This window comes from Pseudomonas sp. CAU 1711 (assembly GCF_039888625.1).
Classification (GTDB): domain Bacteria; phylum Pseudomonadota; class Gammaproteobacteria; order Pseudomonadales; family Pseudomonadaceae; genus Aquipseudomonas.
Genome location: NZ_JBDQQT010000019.1, coordinates 64,665 through 82,131 on the forward strand (window position 1 = coordinate 64,665; position 17,467 = coordinate 82,131).

The following is a 17,467-nucleotide window of genomic DNA, read 5'->3' on the forward strand; positions in this document are numbered from 1 at the left end:
GACATGCCCATGAAGCCTTCCCTGCTGGCCAGCTGCGTCTCCGCGCTGGCCCTGTGCCTGGCCACGCCCGCCCACGCCGAGTTGGGCGACTACAGCTTCTGGAAGACCCTGCTCAACCTCAGCTCGCCGCCGCCGGCGGACAACAAGGTGACGCCCGAGCAGGCCAGCGGCCCCTACCCGCTGCTGAACAACCCCGGGGGCTTCAACTCCGGCTTCAGGCCCGGCAACTACTATGCCTGGCAGACCGTGCAGCTGGCGCCGCAGACCGGCGCGGTGTGCGGCAACGGCTCGCCCTACAAGTTCTTCGTCAACCGCGTGCCCAACACCAGCAACACCATCATCTACCTGGAAGGCGGCGGCGCCTGCTGGGACTATGCCAGCTGCAGCGGGCAGGGCGGCATTCGCGGGGCGCGCAATCCCGATGGCATTCCCGACGACTACATGAGCCTGCTCAACCCCGGGGCCAGCCTGGTCAGCCCGCTGGTGGTGCGCCTGCACCCCTGGACGCGGACCAAGCCGCAGAACTGGAACATGATCTACGTGCCCTATTGCACCGGCGATATCTACTCGGGCGACAAGGTGGCGGTGTACCAGGACCCGCAGAACCAGAAGCCGCCGCTGGTGTGGCACCACAACGGCCTGCGCAACACCCGCGCGGTGGTGGCCTGGCTGAAGAACAACCTGCCGCGCCCGGCGCAGCTGCTCACCACAGGTTGCAGCGCCGGCGGCGCCGGCAGCCTGACCAACTACGCGGGCATCCGCCAGGACATGGCGCCGAGCCGCGGCTTTTTACTCAACGACTCCGGTCCGGTATTCAACGCGCCGCTGGGTGGCGACGTCGGGCAGTACCCCTCGCGTCTGCTGCAGGACCACATTCGCAGCGCCTGGGGCCTGGACGCCGGCCCGCTGCCCTTCCTGCAGAGCCGCCTGCCGGGGCTCGACCCGAGCGACCTGGGCAGCCTCTACCCGGCCCTGTCGAGCAACCTGCCCGGCGACCGCCTGGGGCACACCCACTTCTGGGAAGACCTCAACTACTCGGCCTACTCCTACGAGCGCTTCCACCCGGACATCATCGCCGCCCCGGACGCCGCCACCAAGGAGGCGCTGATCCATGCCAAGTGGGACGTGGACACCGGGCGCCTGCGCGACCGCCTGGCCAACCTGAGCAACTTCGGCGGTTACTTCCCGCAGTACCGGGCGGTGAACGAGAGCCACTGCACCAGCATCATCGAGTTCGCCAACGCGGACGTGCAGGAGCAGAACCTGGAGCTGGACCACTTCGTCAACAACCTGTTGGATGGCAGCGGCGCGGTGCTTTCGGCCTCCGAGAGCAGCGATGCGGCGGACAAAGCCAAGCCCTTCAACCTGCTCTACTACATCATCGACCAGCTGCTCTGAGGGTCACTGGTAAGCCTGCTCCCGCGCCTCCTGCAGGCGCTGGCGCAGGTACTGGTCGCGGCTCAGGCCGTCGGGGATGCTCTGCAGCGCCATCACCTCCTCGACGATGCGCTTCTCCTCGGACTTGTAGCGGCTGAAGCGCGCATCGGGCGTCTGGGCGCCGGCCTCGCGCGCCTTGCCCAAGGCCTGGTAGCGCGCCAGCAACGCGTCGGCGCGGGCCTTCTGGCTGTCTTCGTCGCCGCCCAGCGCCTGTACCAGGCCCAGCTGCAGCAGCAGGGCCTCGCTCAGGGCCAGCTCGCGCGCGGCCTCGCGCCGGTCGATTTCCCTGGCCAGGGCCTCGGCCTGGCGTTGCCGCTCGTGCTCGGCGAGGCCCGCCGCGCCCTGCAGGAAGGCGCGGTAGTCGGCGGCGAACTGCAGGCGCGCCTGATAGCCGCGCACGGCGGGATCGTCGGCTAGCGCCTGCGCGGCGGCATTCTCGGGCGGCGGTGCATCGGCGCCGGGGTCGTCGGCAGGCGGCGGAGCATCGCTCGCCGGCACGGCTGGCCCGCTGTCGGCGGCGGGCAGGCCGAGCCCTAGGCCGGCGCCGCCGGCCAGGAGGGCGAGGCCGGCGATCAGCAGGCGGGTTCTGGGTTGCGCCATGAGTCGATGTCCCTGTGAGCTCCTGCCTGCCAGTTAAGACCATCCGGCGCCGTTCAGCTCTCCAGCCAGACGTCGCGGCACCAGTGCCAGACCGAGTCCCAGCTCTCGTCGGTCAGCTCGCCCTGGTCGCCGTCCCACCGCCAGACCTGGCCCTCCACGTCCACCGCGTAGTAGTCGCGGCCGTCCTGGCACAGCGGTACCAGGTCGCGCGGCAGGCCCAGGTCCCAGGCGCTGGCGGCGACTTCCGGCAGGTAGGTGTGCGACTGCGGGTCGCTGGCGGTGACCGGCTCCAGGCGGCCGTAGACCACGTCGCTGACCTTGAGCAGGAACTCGCGCAATTCGAAGGGCAGGTGGATGAGGATCTGCTCCTGAATCTCCACCAGGGTCTCCTCGTCCGGCAGTTCCAGCGGCACCGGCACCGGCTCGCTGAGTTCGCGCAACTGTTCGATGACTTCTTCCATGGCGGGCAGGCTCTCGTGCAAGGGGATGCGCTTTATACAGTAGTGCGCCGCTGGCGCAAAAAGCACGCGGGACTTGACTAGAATTCATAGGATCGTTGGGGGTTGAATGCCTTGGTCGGGGGCGGGGCCTGGAGGTGCGAGATGAGCATGGCGACAACGGTACAGCGCAGCCTGGAGGGCGCGCGCTGCAAATTCGACCTGGTGAGCCACCCGCATTCGGCCACCAGCCTGGAGTCGGCGCGGGTGGCCTCGGTGCCGGCCGAGCGCATGGCCAAGCCGGTGATCCTCGACGATCGCCACGGGCGTTTCCTGATGGCGGTGGTGCCGGCCAGCCGGCATCTGGACCTGAGTCGGGTGCAGGTGGGCCAGGCGGACTGGCAACTGAGCAACGAGGCGACCGTGGCCGGGCTGTTCAGCGACTGCGAGGTGGGCGCCCTGCCGGCCCTGGGCGAGCCCTATGGCATGCCCATGCTGATCGACCCGCAGCTGACCCGTCAGCAGGACATCTACCTGGAGGCCGGCGACCACGAGAATCTGGTGCATCTGGAGATGGAGCAGTACCTGCGGCTGGTGCCGCACGCCGAGGTGTGCGAGCTGTGCTGAGGCGCGGGCTCCGGGGGCCAGGCGCCCCCGGGCCGCGTTCGCTCACATCAGGCGCTTGCCGTCCTCGCGGGTGATCACCACGGTGGCCGAGCGCGGGCGCCGGCCCGGGCCGTCCGGCCAGCTGCTGAGCAGGTTGCTGGCGGTGGAGCCCTCGCCCGGGTGCTGGATGTTGACGAACAGGGTGCGGAAGTCCGGGGTGGCGCTGATGCCGGTGACCTCGGCGCCGATCGGCCCGGTGAGGAAGCGTTTGAGCTCGCCGCTGCGCGGGTCGGCCACCAGCATCTGGTTGTGGCCGAAGGGGCCGCTGGCCAGCTGGCTGCCGCTCATGTCGGTCTGGATCCACAGACGGCCGTCCGGGTCGAACCACAGGCCGTCCGGGCTGGCCAGGATGTTGCTGTCGTCCAGCGCCGCGCCGTTCGGGCCACGGCTGTCGGACTGCGGCCCGGCGAGCAGGAAGATATCCCAGTTGAAGCGCTGGCCGGCATGGTCGCGACGGTCCTCGCGCCAGCGGATGATGTGCCCGTAGGGGTTGGCCGCGCGCGGGTTGGCGGCGTCCGGCACGCTGCGCGAGCTGTTGTTGGTGAGGGTGAAGTAGACCTCGCCGTTATCCGGGTTGACCGCGCCCCATTCCGGGCGGTCCATCTTGGTGGCGCCGACGATATCGGCGGCCAGGCGGGTGTTGATCAGCACCTCGCCCTGGTCGGCGAAGCTCACCCCGGCGCTGGCGCAGGCCCGCTGGAAGGCCGGGTCCTTGAGGTCCAGGGCCAGCCAGTCGCCGCTGCTGTCGGCATTGAAGCGGGCCACGTACAGGGTGCCCTCGTCGAGCAGACGGCCGGGCTTGCGCAGCGCCGGCAGGTACTTGCCGCGGCTGACGTACTTGTAGACGTATTCGTTCTGCGAGTCGTCGCCGGAGTAGCAGACCAGCGGGCGGCCGGCGCGCACCGGGGCGAAGATCAGGCCCTCGTGGGCGAAACGGCCGAGGGCGGTGTGCTTGACCGGGGTGGAGTCCGGGTCGAAGGGGTCGATCTCCACTATCCAGCCGAAGTGGTTGGGCTCGTTGCGGTAGTCGCCGGTCGCCTCGGCGGCCTTGCGGGTGGCGTCGAAACGCTCGAATTCGTCGCCGGGCAGGGTGTCCCAACCGAAGCGGCTGGTGCTGCGCAGGCCGTAGCGCTTGAGCTCGCGCGGCAGCTCGGTATCGCGGCTGGCGAAATAGCCGGCCCAGTTTTCCTCGCAGGTCAGGTAGGTGCCCCAGGGCGTGAAGCCGTTGGAGCAGTTGTTCTGGGTGCCACGGGTGGCGCTGCCGTCCGGGCTGTAGCGGGTGCGCAGCAGGGCATGACCACGCGCCGGGCCGGCTATCTGCATCGGCGTGGCGGCGGTGATGCGGCGGTTGTAGCGCCCCGGGACGACCTGCCAGTCGCCGAAACGGTCGCGGCGGATCTCCACTATGGTCACGCCGTGGGCGTTGATTTCCTTGCGCACCTCGTCGGCCACGGTGCGTTTGCCATTCACCGTGGTCGGGCCGTTGGGGTGCAGCAGCGGGGCGTCGATGTATTCGTTGTTGAACACCAACAGGCCGTGGTTGGAGCGGCGCCCGCCGCCATGGCGGCCGTCGGCGGGGAAGAAGTGCATGCCGTCATGGTGCATGCCGACCTGCTCGGCCTGGTCCTGGGCGCTGTTGCTGGCGTCCTCGAGGAAGGGCGGGAAGCCGCCGGCGATCGGCGTGCCCCAGGGGAGGATGACGCTGGCGCGGTAGCCGGCGGGCACCTGGATGGCATCGGCGCGGCTCACCGGTATGGCGTCGAATGGCAGGCGGTTGCGTTTCCTGAAGGGCAGGGCGGCGCTCTTCTCGGCCGCCGCGGCCGCCTGCGGCAGCACGCCGAGGAAGCCCAGCGCGCCGATGGCGGCGCCGCCGGCGAGAATCTGCCGACGGCGCTGGTCGATCAGCTCGCTCATGTGCGGGTTGGCGCAATGGTTGCTGGGGTGCTCGTCGCCGTTGCCAAACAGCACGGCGTGGTTGTCATCGAGGCTCACGGTTCGGTTCCTTCTGCTGAGGAGGTGCGACGGAGCCACGACGCTAGCGGCAGAAAGCGACGAGTTGATGACGCTTGTGTGGCGGATGGGTGGGATGCGAGGCGGTTAACGCTTCTGTCGGACGCGCTCTCCGAGGTATTCCAATGGCTCGCAGGGGAATCATAAAAAAACCCGGGCTCGGCCCGGGTTTGTCTTGCGGCTGGGTTACTCGCTCGCCAGCAGGTCGCTGGCCGGCTCCTGAGCGCTGAAGGTGATGATCACGGTCGGGTCGAGCAGGCGTTGCAGGAGCACCTTCAGTGCCCACAGCAGGACCAGTGCGCATCCGGCCAGCGCCAGCGCGTTGTCGAAGTAATAGAGCGCGCCGCTGCTCAGCAGGGCCACGATCAGCGCGGGGCGCGCGGCTTGCAGGCGGGTGAGCTTCTCCACGCTCATTCTCAGGCGCTCCGGCAGAGCGCGCGCGATCTGCTTCAGGGCGTGCTCCTTCACGGTGGCGCTGAGGAACTCCAGGCTCTCGCTGCTTTCCTTGCCATCCACGCTGAACTTCAGGTCGATGGTGTCGCGGAAATGCTCGCTGCTGACCTTGCTGACCGTGCTCAGGTCGATGACCTTCTGTTTACAGGGCACCTGACCGAGGATGGCGGCCAGATCGGCGCCACTTTGATAAAGCCGCTGCACGTTGTCGGCTTGTTTGCTGTCGAAACTGATGGACACCAGTTGCTGGCCGTTGAGCATCACCAGACGGTGGTCCTCGATGTCCAGCCAGCTGTTTGCGGTATAGAAGCCATCCGGCAGCTTGCCTTTGGGTTCACGGCCGAACAGCAGGGTTAGGACGATATTCAATAGCAGCGCGACGCCGATGACGTAGGGGGCGGCGTCGATGACCCGTTCCACGGCGGATTCGTGGGCCTGCTGCTCGACCACGATCTGCGGAATGGCTTCCTCGGGTTTCTGCTCGGCAAACCAGACCGTTACGGTTTGCTTGCCAAGCAGTGCGTCGTACTGGCCGGCGCTCAGGTCGTGCTGTTGCTGGAACTGCACGTCGTTGACAGCGTACTCGTAGCTGACCGTATAGACCTGGCGCGTCTTCTTGCGTCCCTTGCGCCCCCGGTATTCCTCTTCGCTCTGGTCCAAGGCGCTGATGGCTGCCTCGGCGGTGCCGTGGTGCTTGCTGAGTTGGATCGCCGCGACTTGCGCCGGGCCCTTGATGAAGTAGGCGAGGGTGAGGCCAAGCAGCGCCAGCGCGATCATGCTGCTGCGGATCCACAGTTTGCGCTTCTGCCCCGGACTTCTGAGGGTTTTCGCCATGACTTATTCCTTTTGTAGTTATGTGTAGCGTCCGTGTACCTATGGGCAGGTTGGCGCTGCCCGGGGCGAGTATTAGGTGAAACATTTGGTTACTACAAGGGGAGTCGCAGATTTTCCTGCGCGGCAGAAATGCAAAAGCCCGGGCATGCCCGGGCTTTTGATCAGGTTGCTGGGTAAATCAGCCGTTCTGGCGAATGCCGGCTACCAGCCAGGGCTGGTCGTCGCCACTGGCGCGCTCCATGCGCCAGCTTTCGCTGAAGGCCTCGCCCTGGTCGAAGCGCGAGGTCTTGGCCACGCCACGGAAGGTCAGGGTGGCGACGGTCTTGTCGGCCAGCTCGTCGATGCCGTCCAGCTGCACGTCCAGATCGTCGATGTAGGTCGACTGGTAACCGTCGCCCAGGCTGGCGCGCTCCTGCTTGAGGAAGTCCAGCATCGAGGGAGTGAAGAACTCGGCCAGCTTGTCCATGTCGCCGCTGTCCCAGTGCTGCTGCAGGGCCTGGAAGTGCTCGCGGCCGGCGGCGAGGAAGCGCTGTTCGTCGAACCAGGCCGGCGCGTTGATGGCCGGGCGAGCGGCTTGCGCGGCGCCGCCGAAGATCGGCTGCTGCGGCATCTGCCGCTGCATGCCGCCGGCCATGGCCGGCTGCCCCTGGGCCTGGCGGCGCGCGGCGAGCAGCCTGAAGATGACGAAGGCGATCAGGCCGAGAATGAGGATGTCGAGGAACTGGATGCCCTCGAAGCCGTCGCCCATCAACATGGAGGCGAGCAGGCCGCCGGCGGCGATACCGGCCAGCGGGCCGAGCCAGCGCGAGGCGCCGCTGGCGGCCGGTGCGGCACGGCCGGCGGTAGCGGCTGCGCCACTGGTGGCGGCCGGCTGGCTGGCCTTGGGCGCCTCCGCCTGGCGGGTCTGGTGAGTCGGCGCCGAGCCGAACGACTTGCCGCCGCCCAGGCGCTTGGCGCTGGCGTCGAGGCTGAGGGTCAGGCCCAGGCACAGGGCCATGGCGATGCTGAGAAAACGCTGCATGAGGGGTGGTCCCGCTGAGGTTGTGGTTCGCGCGTCATGCTGCCGAGTCCGGGCGGCGAATGCCAGCGCAGAATGTTTCCGGATTTATGTGCGCAGCAGGTGGGCCAGCGGGGCGCGGCGCAGCTGGCGGCGCAGCAGGGCGCGCAGTTCGGCCTCGTGCTCGTCGCGGTGGCGCAGCCAGTGGACGAAGGTGCGCAGGTAGGCGGCGCTCAGCAGGCTTTCCTCGGCGATGCGGGCCAGGTGCAGGGTCCGCCGCCCGGCGGCCTCGCGCCACCACTGCACGGTGCGGCTGACGCGCAGCAGGCCGCCGACCTGCAGGTGGATATGGCCGGGCTCCAGCTTGTACAGCAGCATCTGCCCGGTCACCGTGCGGTGCGGGGCCAGCGCCGCCAGCCAGGCGAGCAGCAGTTCCTCCAGGCGCTTCTCGGCGTCCAGCGCGACCAGGTCGGTGGCCGTGGCGCGGGTCAGCATGGCCTGGTCGGCGCGGTCGAACCAGGCCTCGACCAGATCGTCCTTCTGCCGGTAATGCCGGGCGATGGTGGCCAGGTCGCAGTCCAGCTCCTCGGCCACCTCGTGCAGGTGCAGGCGTTCCCAGCCGCAGAGATCGGCCAGCTCGAGGGCTTTGTCGAGGATATGCGCGGCGGATGGGCTGGAGCGGGGCATATGGAAACCTCCGCTGGTCAGTATGGCCAGCCCGGGTGCCGGGCTGGTGGCAGCTGACGGATGGCGGCCGCGTCGCCGGCGGATGAGCGCCGGGTCGGCTGGGTAGAGCGCAGCGAAACCCGGCGCAAGGACTCCCGCTAGACCTAATGCTGTTCACTTAAGAAAAAGCCGCGACATCCTTTACAGAGCCGCGGCGTGTTTCTGGCTTGTCTCTGCCTGAGGACACACTGCGCAATGCCCTCACTTGGATGTTGTCCCGGTAAAAGGTGTCCTAAGTGCCCCCCTCTCCCGCCGGGAGAGGGGCTGGGGGTGAGGGACTATCGCCTACTCGTTGCCTCCCTCATCCGCCCGCGGCCCACCCAGCCCTCTCCCAGGGGGAGAGGGAGAACAACGGCCGCAGACCTGAACGACGGGCTTCGGCGCGGCGCGTTTCTAGCTGCGCGGCGCGACCCAGCCTAGGCGGCGCGTGCGAGGATCAGCGCCAGTTGTACAGCTCCTTCTCGGAGACCTGATGCATCGGCGTGACCTGGGCCTGGAAGGCCTGCAGCGAGGCCCAGATGCGGCCGTTCAGCTCGCTCTGCGCGGCCAGTTCGCCGAGCACCAGGCTGGACTGCCGGCGCAGCGCCGCCAGCACCTCGTCGGGGAAGCGCTTGAGCTCGGCGCCCTGCAGCTTGAGCTCTTCCAGGGCGCGAGCGTTGTTGTACACGTAGTCGTCCTGCATGTCCTGGTTGGCGGCGCGGGCGGCCTCCTCGACTATGGCCACGAGGTCGTCCGGCAGGGCGTCCAGGGCCTTCTGGTTGACCAGCAGCTCCAGCGCCGCCTGCGGCTCCTGCCAGGCCGGGTAATAGTAGTAGCGGGCCGCCTTGTGCAGGCCGAAGGCCAGGTCGTTGTAGGGGCTGACCCAGTCGGTGGCGTCGATGGCGCCGGTCTGCAGGGCGGTGAACACCTCGCCGCCGGGCAGGTTGACTGTGGTGGCGCCGAGCTTGCTCAGCACCTCGCCGCCGAGACCGGGCATGCGGATCTTCAGGCCCTGGAGGTCGGCCAGCGAGTTGATCTCCTTGTTGAACCAGCCGCCCATCTGCATGCCGGTGTTGCCCACCGCCAGCGGGCGCACGCCGAACGGCGCGTAGGCCTCGCCCCACAGCTGCAGGCCGCCGCCGTGGCTGAGCCAGGCGTTCATCTCGGCGGCCGACAGGCCGAAGGGCACGGCGGTGAAGAACTGCGCGGCCGGCACCTTGCCCTTCCAGTAGTAGGCGGCGCCATGGCCCAGCTCGGCGGTGCCCTGCGACACCGCGTCGAACACCTCCAGCGCCGGCACCAGCTCGCCGGCGGCGTAGACCTTGATGCGCAGGCGCCCGCCGCTCATGGTCTGCACCCGCTCGGCGAAGCGGTTGGCCGCGGTGCCCAGGCCCGGGTAGTTCTTCGGCCAGGCGGTGACCATCTTCCACTCATGCTGCTGGGCGGCCGGGGCGGAGGCGGCCGGCGTGCTGTCTTCCTTGCAGGCGCTCAGGCCGAGGGCGGCGAGGATGCCGGCGAGCAGCATCAGGGGGCGGCGAATCATGGGGGCTCCTTGTGGTGTTCTGGTTGGATTCAGATCGCTTCCAGCTTGGCGTAGGCCAGCATCAGCCACTTGCTGCCTTCGCCGGCGAAGTTCACTTGCACGCGGGCCTGGGCGCCGCTGCCTTCGAAGTTGAGGATCACGCCCTCGCCGAACAGGCTGTGGCGCACGGCCTGGCCGAGGCTGAAGGGGGTTTCCGGCACTTGGCTGCCTGCGAACATCGAGCCGCCGCTCATGTTCCGGCTGGGTGCCGCGTAGGGGCGGCTGACGCTGCCCGACAGGCGCACTTCCTGGATCAGCGCCGGCGGAATCTCGCGGACGAAGCGCGACACCTTGTTGTAGGTCTCGCTGCCGTACAGGCGGCGGGTCTCGGCGTAGGTCATGACCAGGCGCTGCATGGCGCGGGTCACGCCGACATAGGCCAGGCGGCGTTCCTCTTCCAGGCGGCCGGGTTCCTCCAGGCTCATCTTGTGTGGGAACAGGCCCTCTTCCATTCCGACCAGGAACACCAGGGGGAACTCCAGGCCCTTGGCGCTGTGCAGGGTCATCAGCTGCACGCAGTCCTCGTGTTCCTCGGCCTGGGTGTCGCCGGCCTCCAGCGAGGCGTGGGTGAGGAAGGCGGCCAGCGGGCCGAGCTCGTCGTCTTCGTCGTTGTCGAAGTTGCGCGCGGCGCTGACCAGTTCCTCCAGGTTCTCCACCCGTGCCTGGGCCTTCTCGCCCTTCTCGGCCTGGTGCCAGGCGAGCAGGCCGCTCTGCTCGATGACGGTCTGGGTCATCAGGTGCAGCGGCATATCCAGCACTTTCGCCGCCAGGTTCTCGATCAGCTCGACGAACCCGGCCAGCGCGCCGGCGGCGCGGCCGGGCAGGGCCTTGGCGGCGATCAGCTGCTGCATCGCCGCCCACATCGACAGCTGGCTGTGGCGCGCGTGTTCGCGGATCGCCTCGACGGTCTTCTCGCCGACACCGCGGGTCGGCACGTTGATCACCCGCTCCAGCGCGGCGTCGTTGTGCCGGCCGTCGAGCAGGCGCAGGTAGGCCACGGCGTTCTTGATCTCGGCGCGCTCGAAGAAGCGCTGGCCGCCGTAGATGCGATACGGGATTTTCTCGCGCAGCAGCGCTTCTTCCAGCACCCGCGACTGGGCGTTGGAGCGGTAGAGGATGGCGATCTCGCTGCGCTTGAGGCCCTCCTTGCGCAGGGCGTCCTCGATGCTCTCGACCACGTAGCGCGCTTCGTCGTGCTCGTTGAAGCCGGCGTACAGGCTGATCGGCTCGCCGTCGCTGCCGTCGGTCCACAGCTCCTTGCCCAGGCGCCCGTTGTTGTTGGCGATCAGCGCGTTGGCGGCCTTGAGGATGCCGGCGGTGGAGCGGTAGTTCTGCTCCAGGCGGATCATCTGGCTATCGCTAAAGTCGCTACTGAACTGCTGGATATTCTCGATCCGCGCGCCGCGCCAGCCGTAGATCGACTGGTCGTCGTCGCCCACCACCATCAGGCTCTCGCCGCCCTTGGCGAGCAGGCGCAGCCAGGCGTACTGCACGGCGTTGGTGTCCTGGAATTCGTCGACCAGGATATGGCGGAAGCGCTTCTGGTAGTGCGCCAGCAGGTCCGGCTTGTCGCGCCACAGGTCCAGCGCCCGCAGCAGCAGCTCGGCGAAGTCGATCACCCCGGTGCGCGCGCAGGCCGCCTCGTAGGCCTCGTAGATCTTCAGCATGGTGGCGAGGAACAGGTCGCCGCCGGGCTGGATATTCTTCGGCCGCAGCCCTTCGTCCTTCTGCCCATTGATAAACCACTGTGCCTGCTTGGCCGGCCAGCGCTGTTCGTCCAGGCCCAGTTCGCGGATCACCCGCTTGATCAGTCGCTGCTGGTCGTCGGAGTCGAGGATCTGGAAGTTCTCGCTCAGCCCGGCCTCCTGCCAGTGCGCCCGCAGGATGCGATGGGCCAGGCCGTGGAAGGTGCCGACCCACATGCCGGCGGGGTTGAGGCCGAGCAGCTGCTCGATGCGCTGGCGCATCTCGGCGGCGGCCTTGTTGGTGAAGGTCACCGACAGAATGCTGTACGGCGAAGCATTCAGGAACTGGATAAGGAAGGCGATGCGGTGCACCAGCACGCGGGTCTTGCCCGAGCCGGCGCCGGCCAGCACCAGCTGGCGGCCGAGCGGGGCGGCCACGGCCTGGCACTGCGCATCGTTGAGGGAGGCGAGAAGGAGCTCTGGGTCGAAGGAGGCGGGATCGTTATGCATCGCGGCATTCTACGGGCCGGCCGGAGGGGCGGCAAACCGCAGGGTTGCGATCAGTGAGCGCTCGTTCGCCGCTTGTCGATTGGCGCTATTAAAAGGCCATCTCCAGTCTTGGGCAGGCGCTCTAGCTCGGGTATGCTCGGCGAACGTCAGGCACACCATTACAAGTAAAATCGCCTATGACCCCATCTCTTCGGGGGGCCTCCGCCGGCATGGCGGTGGAGGAGCCTCGCGCCGTCGCGCAGCAATTCGCCACCGAAATCGCGGTGGAGAGAACCCGCCTGTTGTACCAGGGCTCTCAGGTGCCCACCTTGTTCATGCTGCTCAGCGGCGTGGCCTGCGCCGGCCTGCTCTGGCAGCCGAGCCCCAGCCTGGCGCTGGCCGCCTGGCTGGTATGGTTGGTGCTGCTGGCGGTGTTGCGGCTGATCCAGATGGCCGCGTTCAAGGCCGCCTTGCCCTCGCGCCAGGCCAATCCGCAGTGGCAGCGCATGTTCCTGGTCGGCGCCGGCCTGTCCGGCCTGACCCTGGCCTTTGCCGCGATCTACCTGGTGCCGGCCGAGCGCTTCCTGCTGCAGGCCCTGGTCTACGGCCTGATCGCTGCCGCTATCCTCTCCGCCAGCGTGGCCTATGCGGTCAGTCGCGCGGCCTTCCTGGCGTTCGCCCTGCCCTGTCTGCTGCCCAGCATCCTTTATTTGCTGCTCAGCGACAGCCCGCGCCAGCAGGGCTGGGGCGCCCTCGGCCTGCTGATGCTGCTGAGCCTCTGTGTGGTGGCCTGGCAGGTCAATCGCCTGGTGCAGAGCAGCCTGCTGCGCCGCTTCGAGAACCAGGCGCTGATCGAACGCCTGGAACACGCCCGCGAGAGTGCCGAGGGTCTCAACCAGGAGCTGGCCCGCGAGGTGGAGCAGCGCCGCCGCGCCGAGCGCGAGCTGCGCCAGGCCCACGACGAGCTGGAGATTCGCGTGGCCCAGCGCACCCTGGAGCTGGACGACGCCAGCCATGCCCTGGGCAAGAGCGAGGCGCGCCTGGCCCTGGCCCTGGAGGCCAGCGAGTTGGGCCTGTGGGACTGGAACCTGCAGACCGACGAGGTGCACCACAGCCACCTGGAGAGCATCTTCGGCATCAGCCAGGACCAGGTGAAGGGCGTGCTCAGCCACCTCAAGCCGCGCCTGCACCCGGACGACGTGCCGGTGCTGCGCCGGGCCCTGGTCGAGCACCTCAAGGGCCGCAGCGACGGCTACTGCGTGGAATATCGGGTGCGTCACGCCGATGGTCGCTGGCGCTGGGTCGAGGACCGTGGCCGGGCGGTGGAACGCGACGACAACGGCCAGGTGCTGCGCATGCTCGGCACCCGCCGTGACATCACCGAGCGCAAGCGCGTCGACGAAGAGCAGCGCCTGGCCGCCACCGTGTTCGAGGCCTGCGGCGAGGGCATCGTCATCCTCGACTCCGACTACCTGCTGCTGTCGGTCAACCAGGCCTTCAGCGAGGTCACCGGCTATCGCAAGGAAGAGGTGCTGGGGCGCAGCGTGGCCACCCTGATCAGCAGCCGCGACGCGCGGCGCCAGTATCAGCTGATCCGCCAGGAGCTGGAGACCCACGGCTGCTGGCGCGGCGAGCTGATCGAGACGCGCAAGAACGGCGAGCTCTACCCGCAATGGCTGCAGCTCAACGTGGTGCGCGACGGCCGCGGCCGGGTCAGCCACATCGTCGGCTTCTTCTCCGACCTGTCGCAGCGCCGGCAGACCGAGGAGCGCCTGCGCTACCTGTCGCACTACGACGAGCTGACCGGCCTGGCCAACCGCAGCCTGTTCCGCGAGCGCCTGCACGAGGCCTGCGAGCGGGCGCGGCAGAACGAGGGGCAGATGGCCCTGCTGCACATCGACCTGGACCGCTTCAAGCTGCTCAACGACAGCCTTGGCCACGAAGGCGCCGACCAGCTGCTGCGGCAGATGGCGCGCCGTCTCAACCAGGCGGTGCCGGAGGCGCACACCGTGGCGCGCCTGGCCGGCGACGAGTTCGCCATCCTGCTCGACGACTACGGCAGCCTGTCGGCCCTGGCGCGCACCGCCAGCCGCCTGCTGGCCAAGTTGCGCACGCCGATGGACGTGGCCGGCCACGAGCTGGTGATCAGCGCCTCGATCGGCATCAGCCTGCTGCCGGACAACGCCCGCGAGATCGCCACCCTGATCAGCCAGGCCGGCATGGCGGTGCAGCACGCCAAGCACCTGGGCGGCAACACCTTCCAGTTCTATACCGACAACCTGCAGGCCTGCACCCTGGAGCGCCTGCAGCTGGAGACCCAGCTGCGCAAGGGCATCGAGGAGGGCCAGCTGGAGGTGTTCTACCAGCCCAAGCTGTGCCTGGCCGACGACAGCCTGAATGCCGCCGAGGCGCTGGTGCGCTGGCGCCACCCGCAGCTGGGCCTGGTGCCGCCCAGCGACTTCATCCCGCTGGCCGAGGAGACCGGGCTGATCGCGCCGATCGGCGAATTCGTCCTGCGCCAGGCCTGCCTGCAGGCCAGAGAGTGGCAGCGCCAGGGCCTGGCCGACCTGCGCGTGTCGGTCAACCTGTCGGTGCACCAGCTGCGCCAGGGCAACCTGATCGGCCTGGTGCGCCAGGTGCTCGACGAGACCGAGCTGGCGCCGCACCTGCTGGAGCTGGAGCTGACCGAGAGCCAGTTGCTGGACAACGTGGAGAACGTCATCGCCACCTTCCAGCAGTTGCGCGACCTGGGGGTGAAACTGGCGATCGATGACTTCGGCACCGGTTATTCCTCGCTCAGCTACCTCAAGCGCTTCCCGGTGGACTATGTGAAGATCGACCAGACCTTCGTCCGCGACCTGGCCGCCGGCGGCGAGGACGCGGCCATCACCCGCGCCATCATCGCCATGGCCCACGGCCTGGAGCTCAAGGTGGTGGCCGAGGGCGTGGAAACCCAGGCGCAGATGGACTTCCTCAAGCTGCAGCACTGCGACGAGATCCAGGGTTACCTGATCAGCCCACCGGTGCCGGCCGAGCGTTTCGCCGAGCTGCTCAGGGCCCAGCTGGAAATGGACTGAGGCGCCGTCGCCCCGCCGCGCGCAGTGCCTGGCCGGCGCTATAGTGATGGATGGGTCGTAGTCCTGAGGCTCTGCCAATGAACGTGTCGGGTCTGGAGCAGGTGAAGCTGCTCACTCTGCTGGAAAACGCCAATATCGGGGTGGTGATTCATGCTCAGGACACGTCCATCGTGTACGCCAACCCGACCGCGTTGCGCCTGCTGCGGCTGACCTACAACCAGATCATCGGCAAAGACGCCCTCGACCCCCAGTGGCGCTTCCTGGACGAACACAACCTCACCCTGCCGGTGACCGACTACCCGGTCAACCGCGTGCTGAGCAGCCAGCAGCCCCTGCACAACGAAGTGCTGGGCGTGCTGGACAGCCATCATCAGGACATCTCCTGGTTCAGCGTGAACGCCTACTGCGAAGGCGACTTCGGCAGTGGCCACGGCTTCATCGTGGTCAGCTTCGTGGACATCACGGACAAGAAGAGCCTGTTCTCCTTCGAGGACATCCTGCACAACACCCAGGACATCGTGATCGTCACCGAGGCCGACCAGCTCGACCGGCCCCTCGGGCCGAAGATCGTGTACGTCAACAAGGCCTTCGAACAGCTCACCGGCTACAGCGCCGAAGAGGTGCTGGGGGAGACGCCGCGCCTGCTCCAGGGGCAGGACACCGATGCGGCGACCACGGCGCGCATCCGCGCCGCGCTGGAGCGCCGCGAGCCCTGCCAGGAGAAGATTCTCAACTACTCGAAAAGCGGCCAGCCTTACTGGCTGGAGCTGCACATCATTCCGCTGAAGAACCGCTTCGGCGATGTCACCCACTTCGCCGCCATCGAGCGCGACGTCACCCTGAGCACTCACTACGAGGCCGCGCTGGAACAGCGCAACCGCGACTTGCGCAGCCTCAAGTCCGAGCTGCAGAACGTCCTCAACGAACGCACCGAGGCCCTGCGCCAGAGCAATGCGCAACTGCTGCGCATGGCCCACGAGGACCCGCTCACCGGCCTGGCCAACCGCAAGGCCTTCTTCGAACAGAGCGAGCAGCAACTGGCGCGCATGCGCCGTGGCAATAGCTGCCTGGGCGTCGCCATTCTGGATGTGGATAACTTCAAGCGCATCAACGACGAGCACGGCCACGACATCGGCGACCAGGCGCTACTGGCCGTGGCGAAAACCCTGCGCCATACCCTGCGCCAGGAAGACATCCTCGGCCGCCTGGGCGGCGAGGAGTTCGCCGTGAGCATGCTCTGCCCCAACCGGCGGATGGCCGAAGAAAGCCTCAACCGCCTGCGCGAAGCCATCGAGCAGACGGGCGAGGAGCAACCCTACGCCCCGCTCACGGTGAGCATCGGCCTGAGCTTCGCGGATGCGCAGCACCCACAGGCATTAGGCGAGCTGCTCAAACAGGCCGACATGGCCCTCTATCAGGCCAAGCGAGATGGGCGCAACAGGCTGTGTTGCCATGCCAGTGGCGAGCCGGCGTCCGGCTTTTCGCCAGGCTCCTTCCCGGAGGCGCACTGAGGCCTTTCCAGATTTCTCTGGGCGGCGTGCGCTGAGTAAGTCCGCCCTTTGTTCGCGTGCCTCACTGTTGGTGCTTCATTCCAAAAGAGGGCACAGAAGGGGTAGATCTATTAATTTGCGAATAAACTGCCGGAGAAATAAATCTGTCCCCTTTCCTCCTTCGGGGGCAGGGCTGGCCGGCGTGCACTGGGCTTGGGCCGTTGTACTTGGGGGTATTGCTGCGTGCGTAGGCGACCAGATCCTTGGGGTAGACCATATGGTCGATCTGGCTGTCGTCGATGTTGTAGAGATAGGCGATGGCGCCAGCTTCGAAGGCCCAGTAGCCGACATAGCTACCCTCGTCGCCGTCTATATCCAGATGGCTGTCGTGCCAAGTGGTCTGCTGGTCGGCAAAGGACGAATACCACTGGTTGCAGTACTGCTTCAGTAGACCGGATGCTTCTTCTGGCGTCGGGGCATAAATGGCCCGGATCAGCGGTGTGTAGAGATCGTGATACCACTCGTCCAGGTCGGTGCGGTTGGGTAGCACCTTGCGCAACAGGTCTTCATAGAGGGTGTCATCACCGGCATAACCGGCATTGTCCAGCAGTGCGACGAAGCGCTGTAACAGGTCTGTGCGATGAAGCAGGATGCACAGACTTATGACCTGCACACATTCTTCATATTCCCCAGGCCAGTCGTCGATGGCCAATGGCGATATATCAGGCATTTGTTCTTGGGCTGCCAGAGCATGCTGATAAGTTTCGTAATCCTTGATCAACTGCTCCAAGCGTTTGGGCAGGGCTTCGATGGGATCGCCGGCGGTGTAGCAGAGAAACAAGCCATCCAAGGTTGCATCTTTAAAGTGCGCTGCACGCAGGGCTAGGGAAATTCTGAAGAAGACTTCCCGAATCTGGTGAAATACGCCGATCCCGTTGCCCGAGTTTCCCGATGAAGCAGATGACCTTCGCCGATGCCGAGTACGCCGGCAAGCGCAAGCAGACC

At 67.3% G+C, this 17,467-nt stretch carries 13 protein-coding genes; 4 read left to right on the plus strand and 9 right to left on the minus strand.

Features of this window, described 5'->3' with window-relative positions; genetic code table 11:
- Window positions 1–3: 3 nt before the first annotated feature.
- Entirely contained in the window at window positions 4–1,398 is a 1,395-nt protein-coding gene (locus AAFN46_RS19045) for a pectin acetylesterase-family hydrolase (protein WP_347810267.1), read from the plus strand.
- 3 nt (window positions 1,399–1,401) lie between these two features.
- On the opposite strand, the gene AAFN46_RS19050 is transcribed toward AAFN46_RS19045, so the two are convergent.
- Together AAFN46_RS19050 and AAFN46_RS19055 are read right to left on the minus strand one after the other, a co-directional pair.
- Window positions 1,402–2,037: a hypothetical protein gene (locus AAFN46_RS19050; protein ID WP_347810268.1), complete on the minus strand. Its 636-nt coding sequence runs from the start codon at window positions 2,035–2,037 to the stop codon at window positions 1,402–1,404.
- Window positions 2,038–2,090: 53 nt separating this feature from the next.
- Window positions 2,091–2,498 carry an SMI1/KNR4 family protein gene (locus tag AAFN46_RS19055; protein ID WP_347810269.1) on the minus strand — a complete coding sequence of 136 codons (408 nt, stop codon included), beginning with the start codon at window positions 2,496–2,498 and terminating at the stop codon, window positions 2,091–2,093.
- Between the two features lie 141 nt (window positions 2,499–2,639).
- Here AAFN46_RS19055 and AAFN46_RS19060 point away from each other — a divergent pair, with 141 nt between their 5' ends.
- Window positions 2,640–3,101, plus strand: coding sequence for a YbaK/EbsC family protein (locus AAFN46_RS19060; protein WP_347810270.1), 462 nt, complete (start codon window positions 2,640–2,642; stop codon window positions 3,099–3,101).
- A gap of 42 nt (window positions 3,102–3,143) precedes the next feature.
- Here the strand turns inward: AAFN46_RS19060 and AAFN46_RS19065 are convergent, their stop codons facing one another.
- The 6 genes from AAFN46_RS19065 to uvrD all read right to left on the minus strand — a co-directional run bounded on the left by AAFN46_RS19065 (window position 3,144) and on the right by uvrD (window position 11,916).
- Window positions 3,144–5,132 carry a PhoX family phosphatase gene (locus AAFN46_RS19065; RefSeq protein ID WP_347810271.1) on the minus strand — a complete coding sequence of 663 codons (1,989 nt, stop codon included), beginning with the start codon at window positions 5,130–5,132 and terminating at the stop codon, window positions 3,144–3,146.
- 204 nt (window positions 5,133–5,336) lie between these two features.
- Complete coding sequence (locus AAFN46_RS19070; RefSeq protein WP_347810272.1) at window positions 5,337–6,437, minus strand: hypothetical protein; 1,101 nt, start codon at window positions 6,435–6,437, stop codon at window positions 5,337–5,339.
- A gap of 178 nt (window positions 6,438–6,615) precedes the next feature.
- The gene (locus AAFN46_RS19075; protein WP_347810273.1) at window positions 6,616–7,458 is read right to left on the minus strand and encodes a Tim44 domain-containing protein; all 843 of its coding nucleotides are present in this window, start codon (window positions 7,456–7,458) and stop codon (window positions 6,616–6,618) included.
- 84 nt (window positions 7,459–7,542) lie between these two features.
- Complete coding sequence (locus AAFN46_RS19080) at window positions 7,543–8,121, minus strand: TetR/AcrR family transcriptional regulator (RefSeq protein ID WP_347810274.1); 579 nt, start codon at window positions 8,119–8,121, stop codon at window positions 7,543–7,545.
- Between the two features lie 475 nt (window positions 8,122–8,596).
- Window positions 8,597–9,682, minus strand: coding sequence for a TRAP transporter substrate-binding protein (locus AAFN46_RS19085; RefSeq protein ID WP_347810275.1), 1,086 nt, complete (start codon window positions 9,680–9,682; stop codon window positions 8,597–8,599).
- 29 nt (window positions 9,683–9,711) lie between these two features.
- Complete coding sequence (uvrD, locus tag AAFN46_RS19090) at window positions 9,712–11,916, minus strand: DNA helicase II (RefSeq protein ID WP_347810276.1); 2,205 nt, start codon at window positions 11,914–11,916, stop codon at window positions 9,712–9,714.
- A gap of 209 nt (window positions 11,917–12,125) precedes the next feature.
- Between uvrD and AAFN46_RS19095 the strand changes: the two genes are divergently transcribed.
- Window positions 12,126–14,972 carry an EAL domain-containing protein gene (locus AAFN46_RS19095; RefSeq protein ID WP_347810282.1) on the plus strand — a complete coding sequence of 949 codons (2,847 nt, stop codon included), beginning with the start codon at window positions 12,126–12,128 and terminating at the stop codon, window positions 14,970–14,972.
- A 77-nt stretch (window positions 14,973–15,049) separates the two neighbouring features.
- Window positions 15,050–16,483: a diguanylate cyclase gene (locus AAFN46_RS19100; RefSeq protein ID WP_347810277.1), complete on the plus strand. Its 1,434-nt coding sequence runs from the start codon at window positions 15,050–15,052 to the stop codon at window positions 16,481–16,483.
- Window positions 16,484–16,544: 61 nt separating this feature from the next.
- Here the strand turns inward: AAFN46_RS19100 and AAFN46_RS19105 are convergent.
- On the minus strand, window positions 16,545–17,467 hold a 923-nt coding region (locus AAFN46_RS19105), incomplete at its 5' end, for a PoNe immunity protein domain-containing protein (RefSeq protein ID WP_347810278.1).

Excerpts from the sequence above, each read along its gene's own strand:
- AAFN46_RS19080 (WP_347810274.1), bottom strand. The coding sequence starts at position 8,121 with ATGCCCCGCTCCAGCCCATCCGCCGCGCATATCCTCGACAAAGCCCTC.
- AAFN46_RS19100 (WP_347810277.1), top strand. The coding sequence starts at position 15,050 with ATGAACGTGTCGGGTCTGGAGCAGGTGAAGCTGCTCACTCTGCTGGAA.
- AAFN46_RS19070 (WP_347810272.1), bottom strand. The coding sequence starts at position 6,437 with ATGGCGAAAACCCTCAGAAGTCCGGGGCAGAAGCGCAAACTGTGGATC.
- AAFN46_RS19050 (WP_347810268.1), bottom strand. The coding sequence starts at position 2,037 with ATGGCGCAACCCAGAACCCGCCTGCTGATCGCCGGCCTCGCCCTCCTG.
- uvrD (WP_347810276.1), bottom strand. The coding sequence starts at position 11,916 with ATGCATAACGATCCCGCCTCCTTCGACCCAGAGCTCCTTCTCGCCTCC.
- AAFN46_RS19060 (WP_347810270.1), top strand. The coding sequence starts at position 2,640 with ATGAGCATGGCGACAACGGTACAGCGCAGCCTGGAGGGCGCGCGCTGC.
- AAFN46_RS19075 (WP_347810273.1), bottom strand. The coding sequence starts at position 7,458 with ATGCAGCGTTTTCTCAGCATCGCCATGGCCCTGTGCCTGGGCCTGACC.
- AAFN46_RS19055 (WP_347810269.1), bottom strand. The coding sequence starts at position 2,498 with ATGGAAGAAGTCATCGAACAGTTGCGCGAACTCAGCGAGCCGGTGCCG.
- AAFN46_RS19045 (WP_347810267.1), top strand. The coding sequence starts at position 4 with ATGCCCATGAAGCCTTCCCTGCTGGCCAGCTGCGTCTCCGCGCTGGCC.
- AAFN46_RS19095 (WP_347810282.1), top strand. The coding sequence starts at position 12,126 with ATGGCGGTGGAGGAGCCTCGCGCCGTCGCGCAGCAATTCGCCACCGAA.
- AAFN46_RS19085 (WP_347810275.1), bottom strand. The coding sequence starts at position 9,682 with ATGATTCGCCGCCCCCTGATGCTGCTCGCCGGCATCCTCGCCGCCCTC.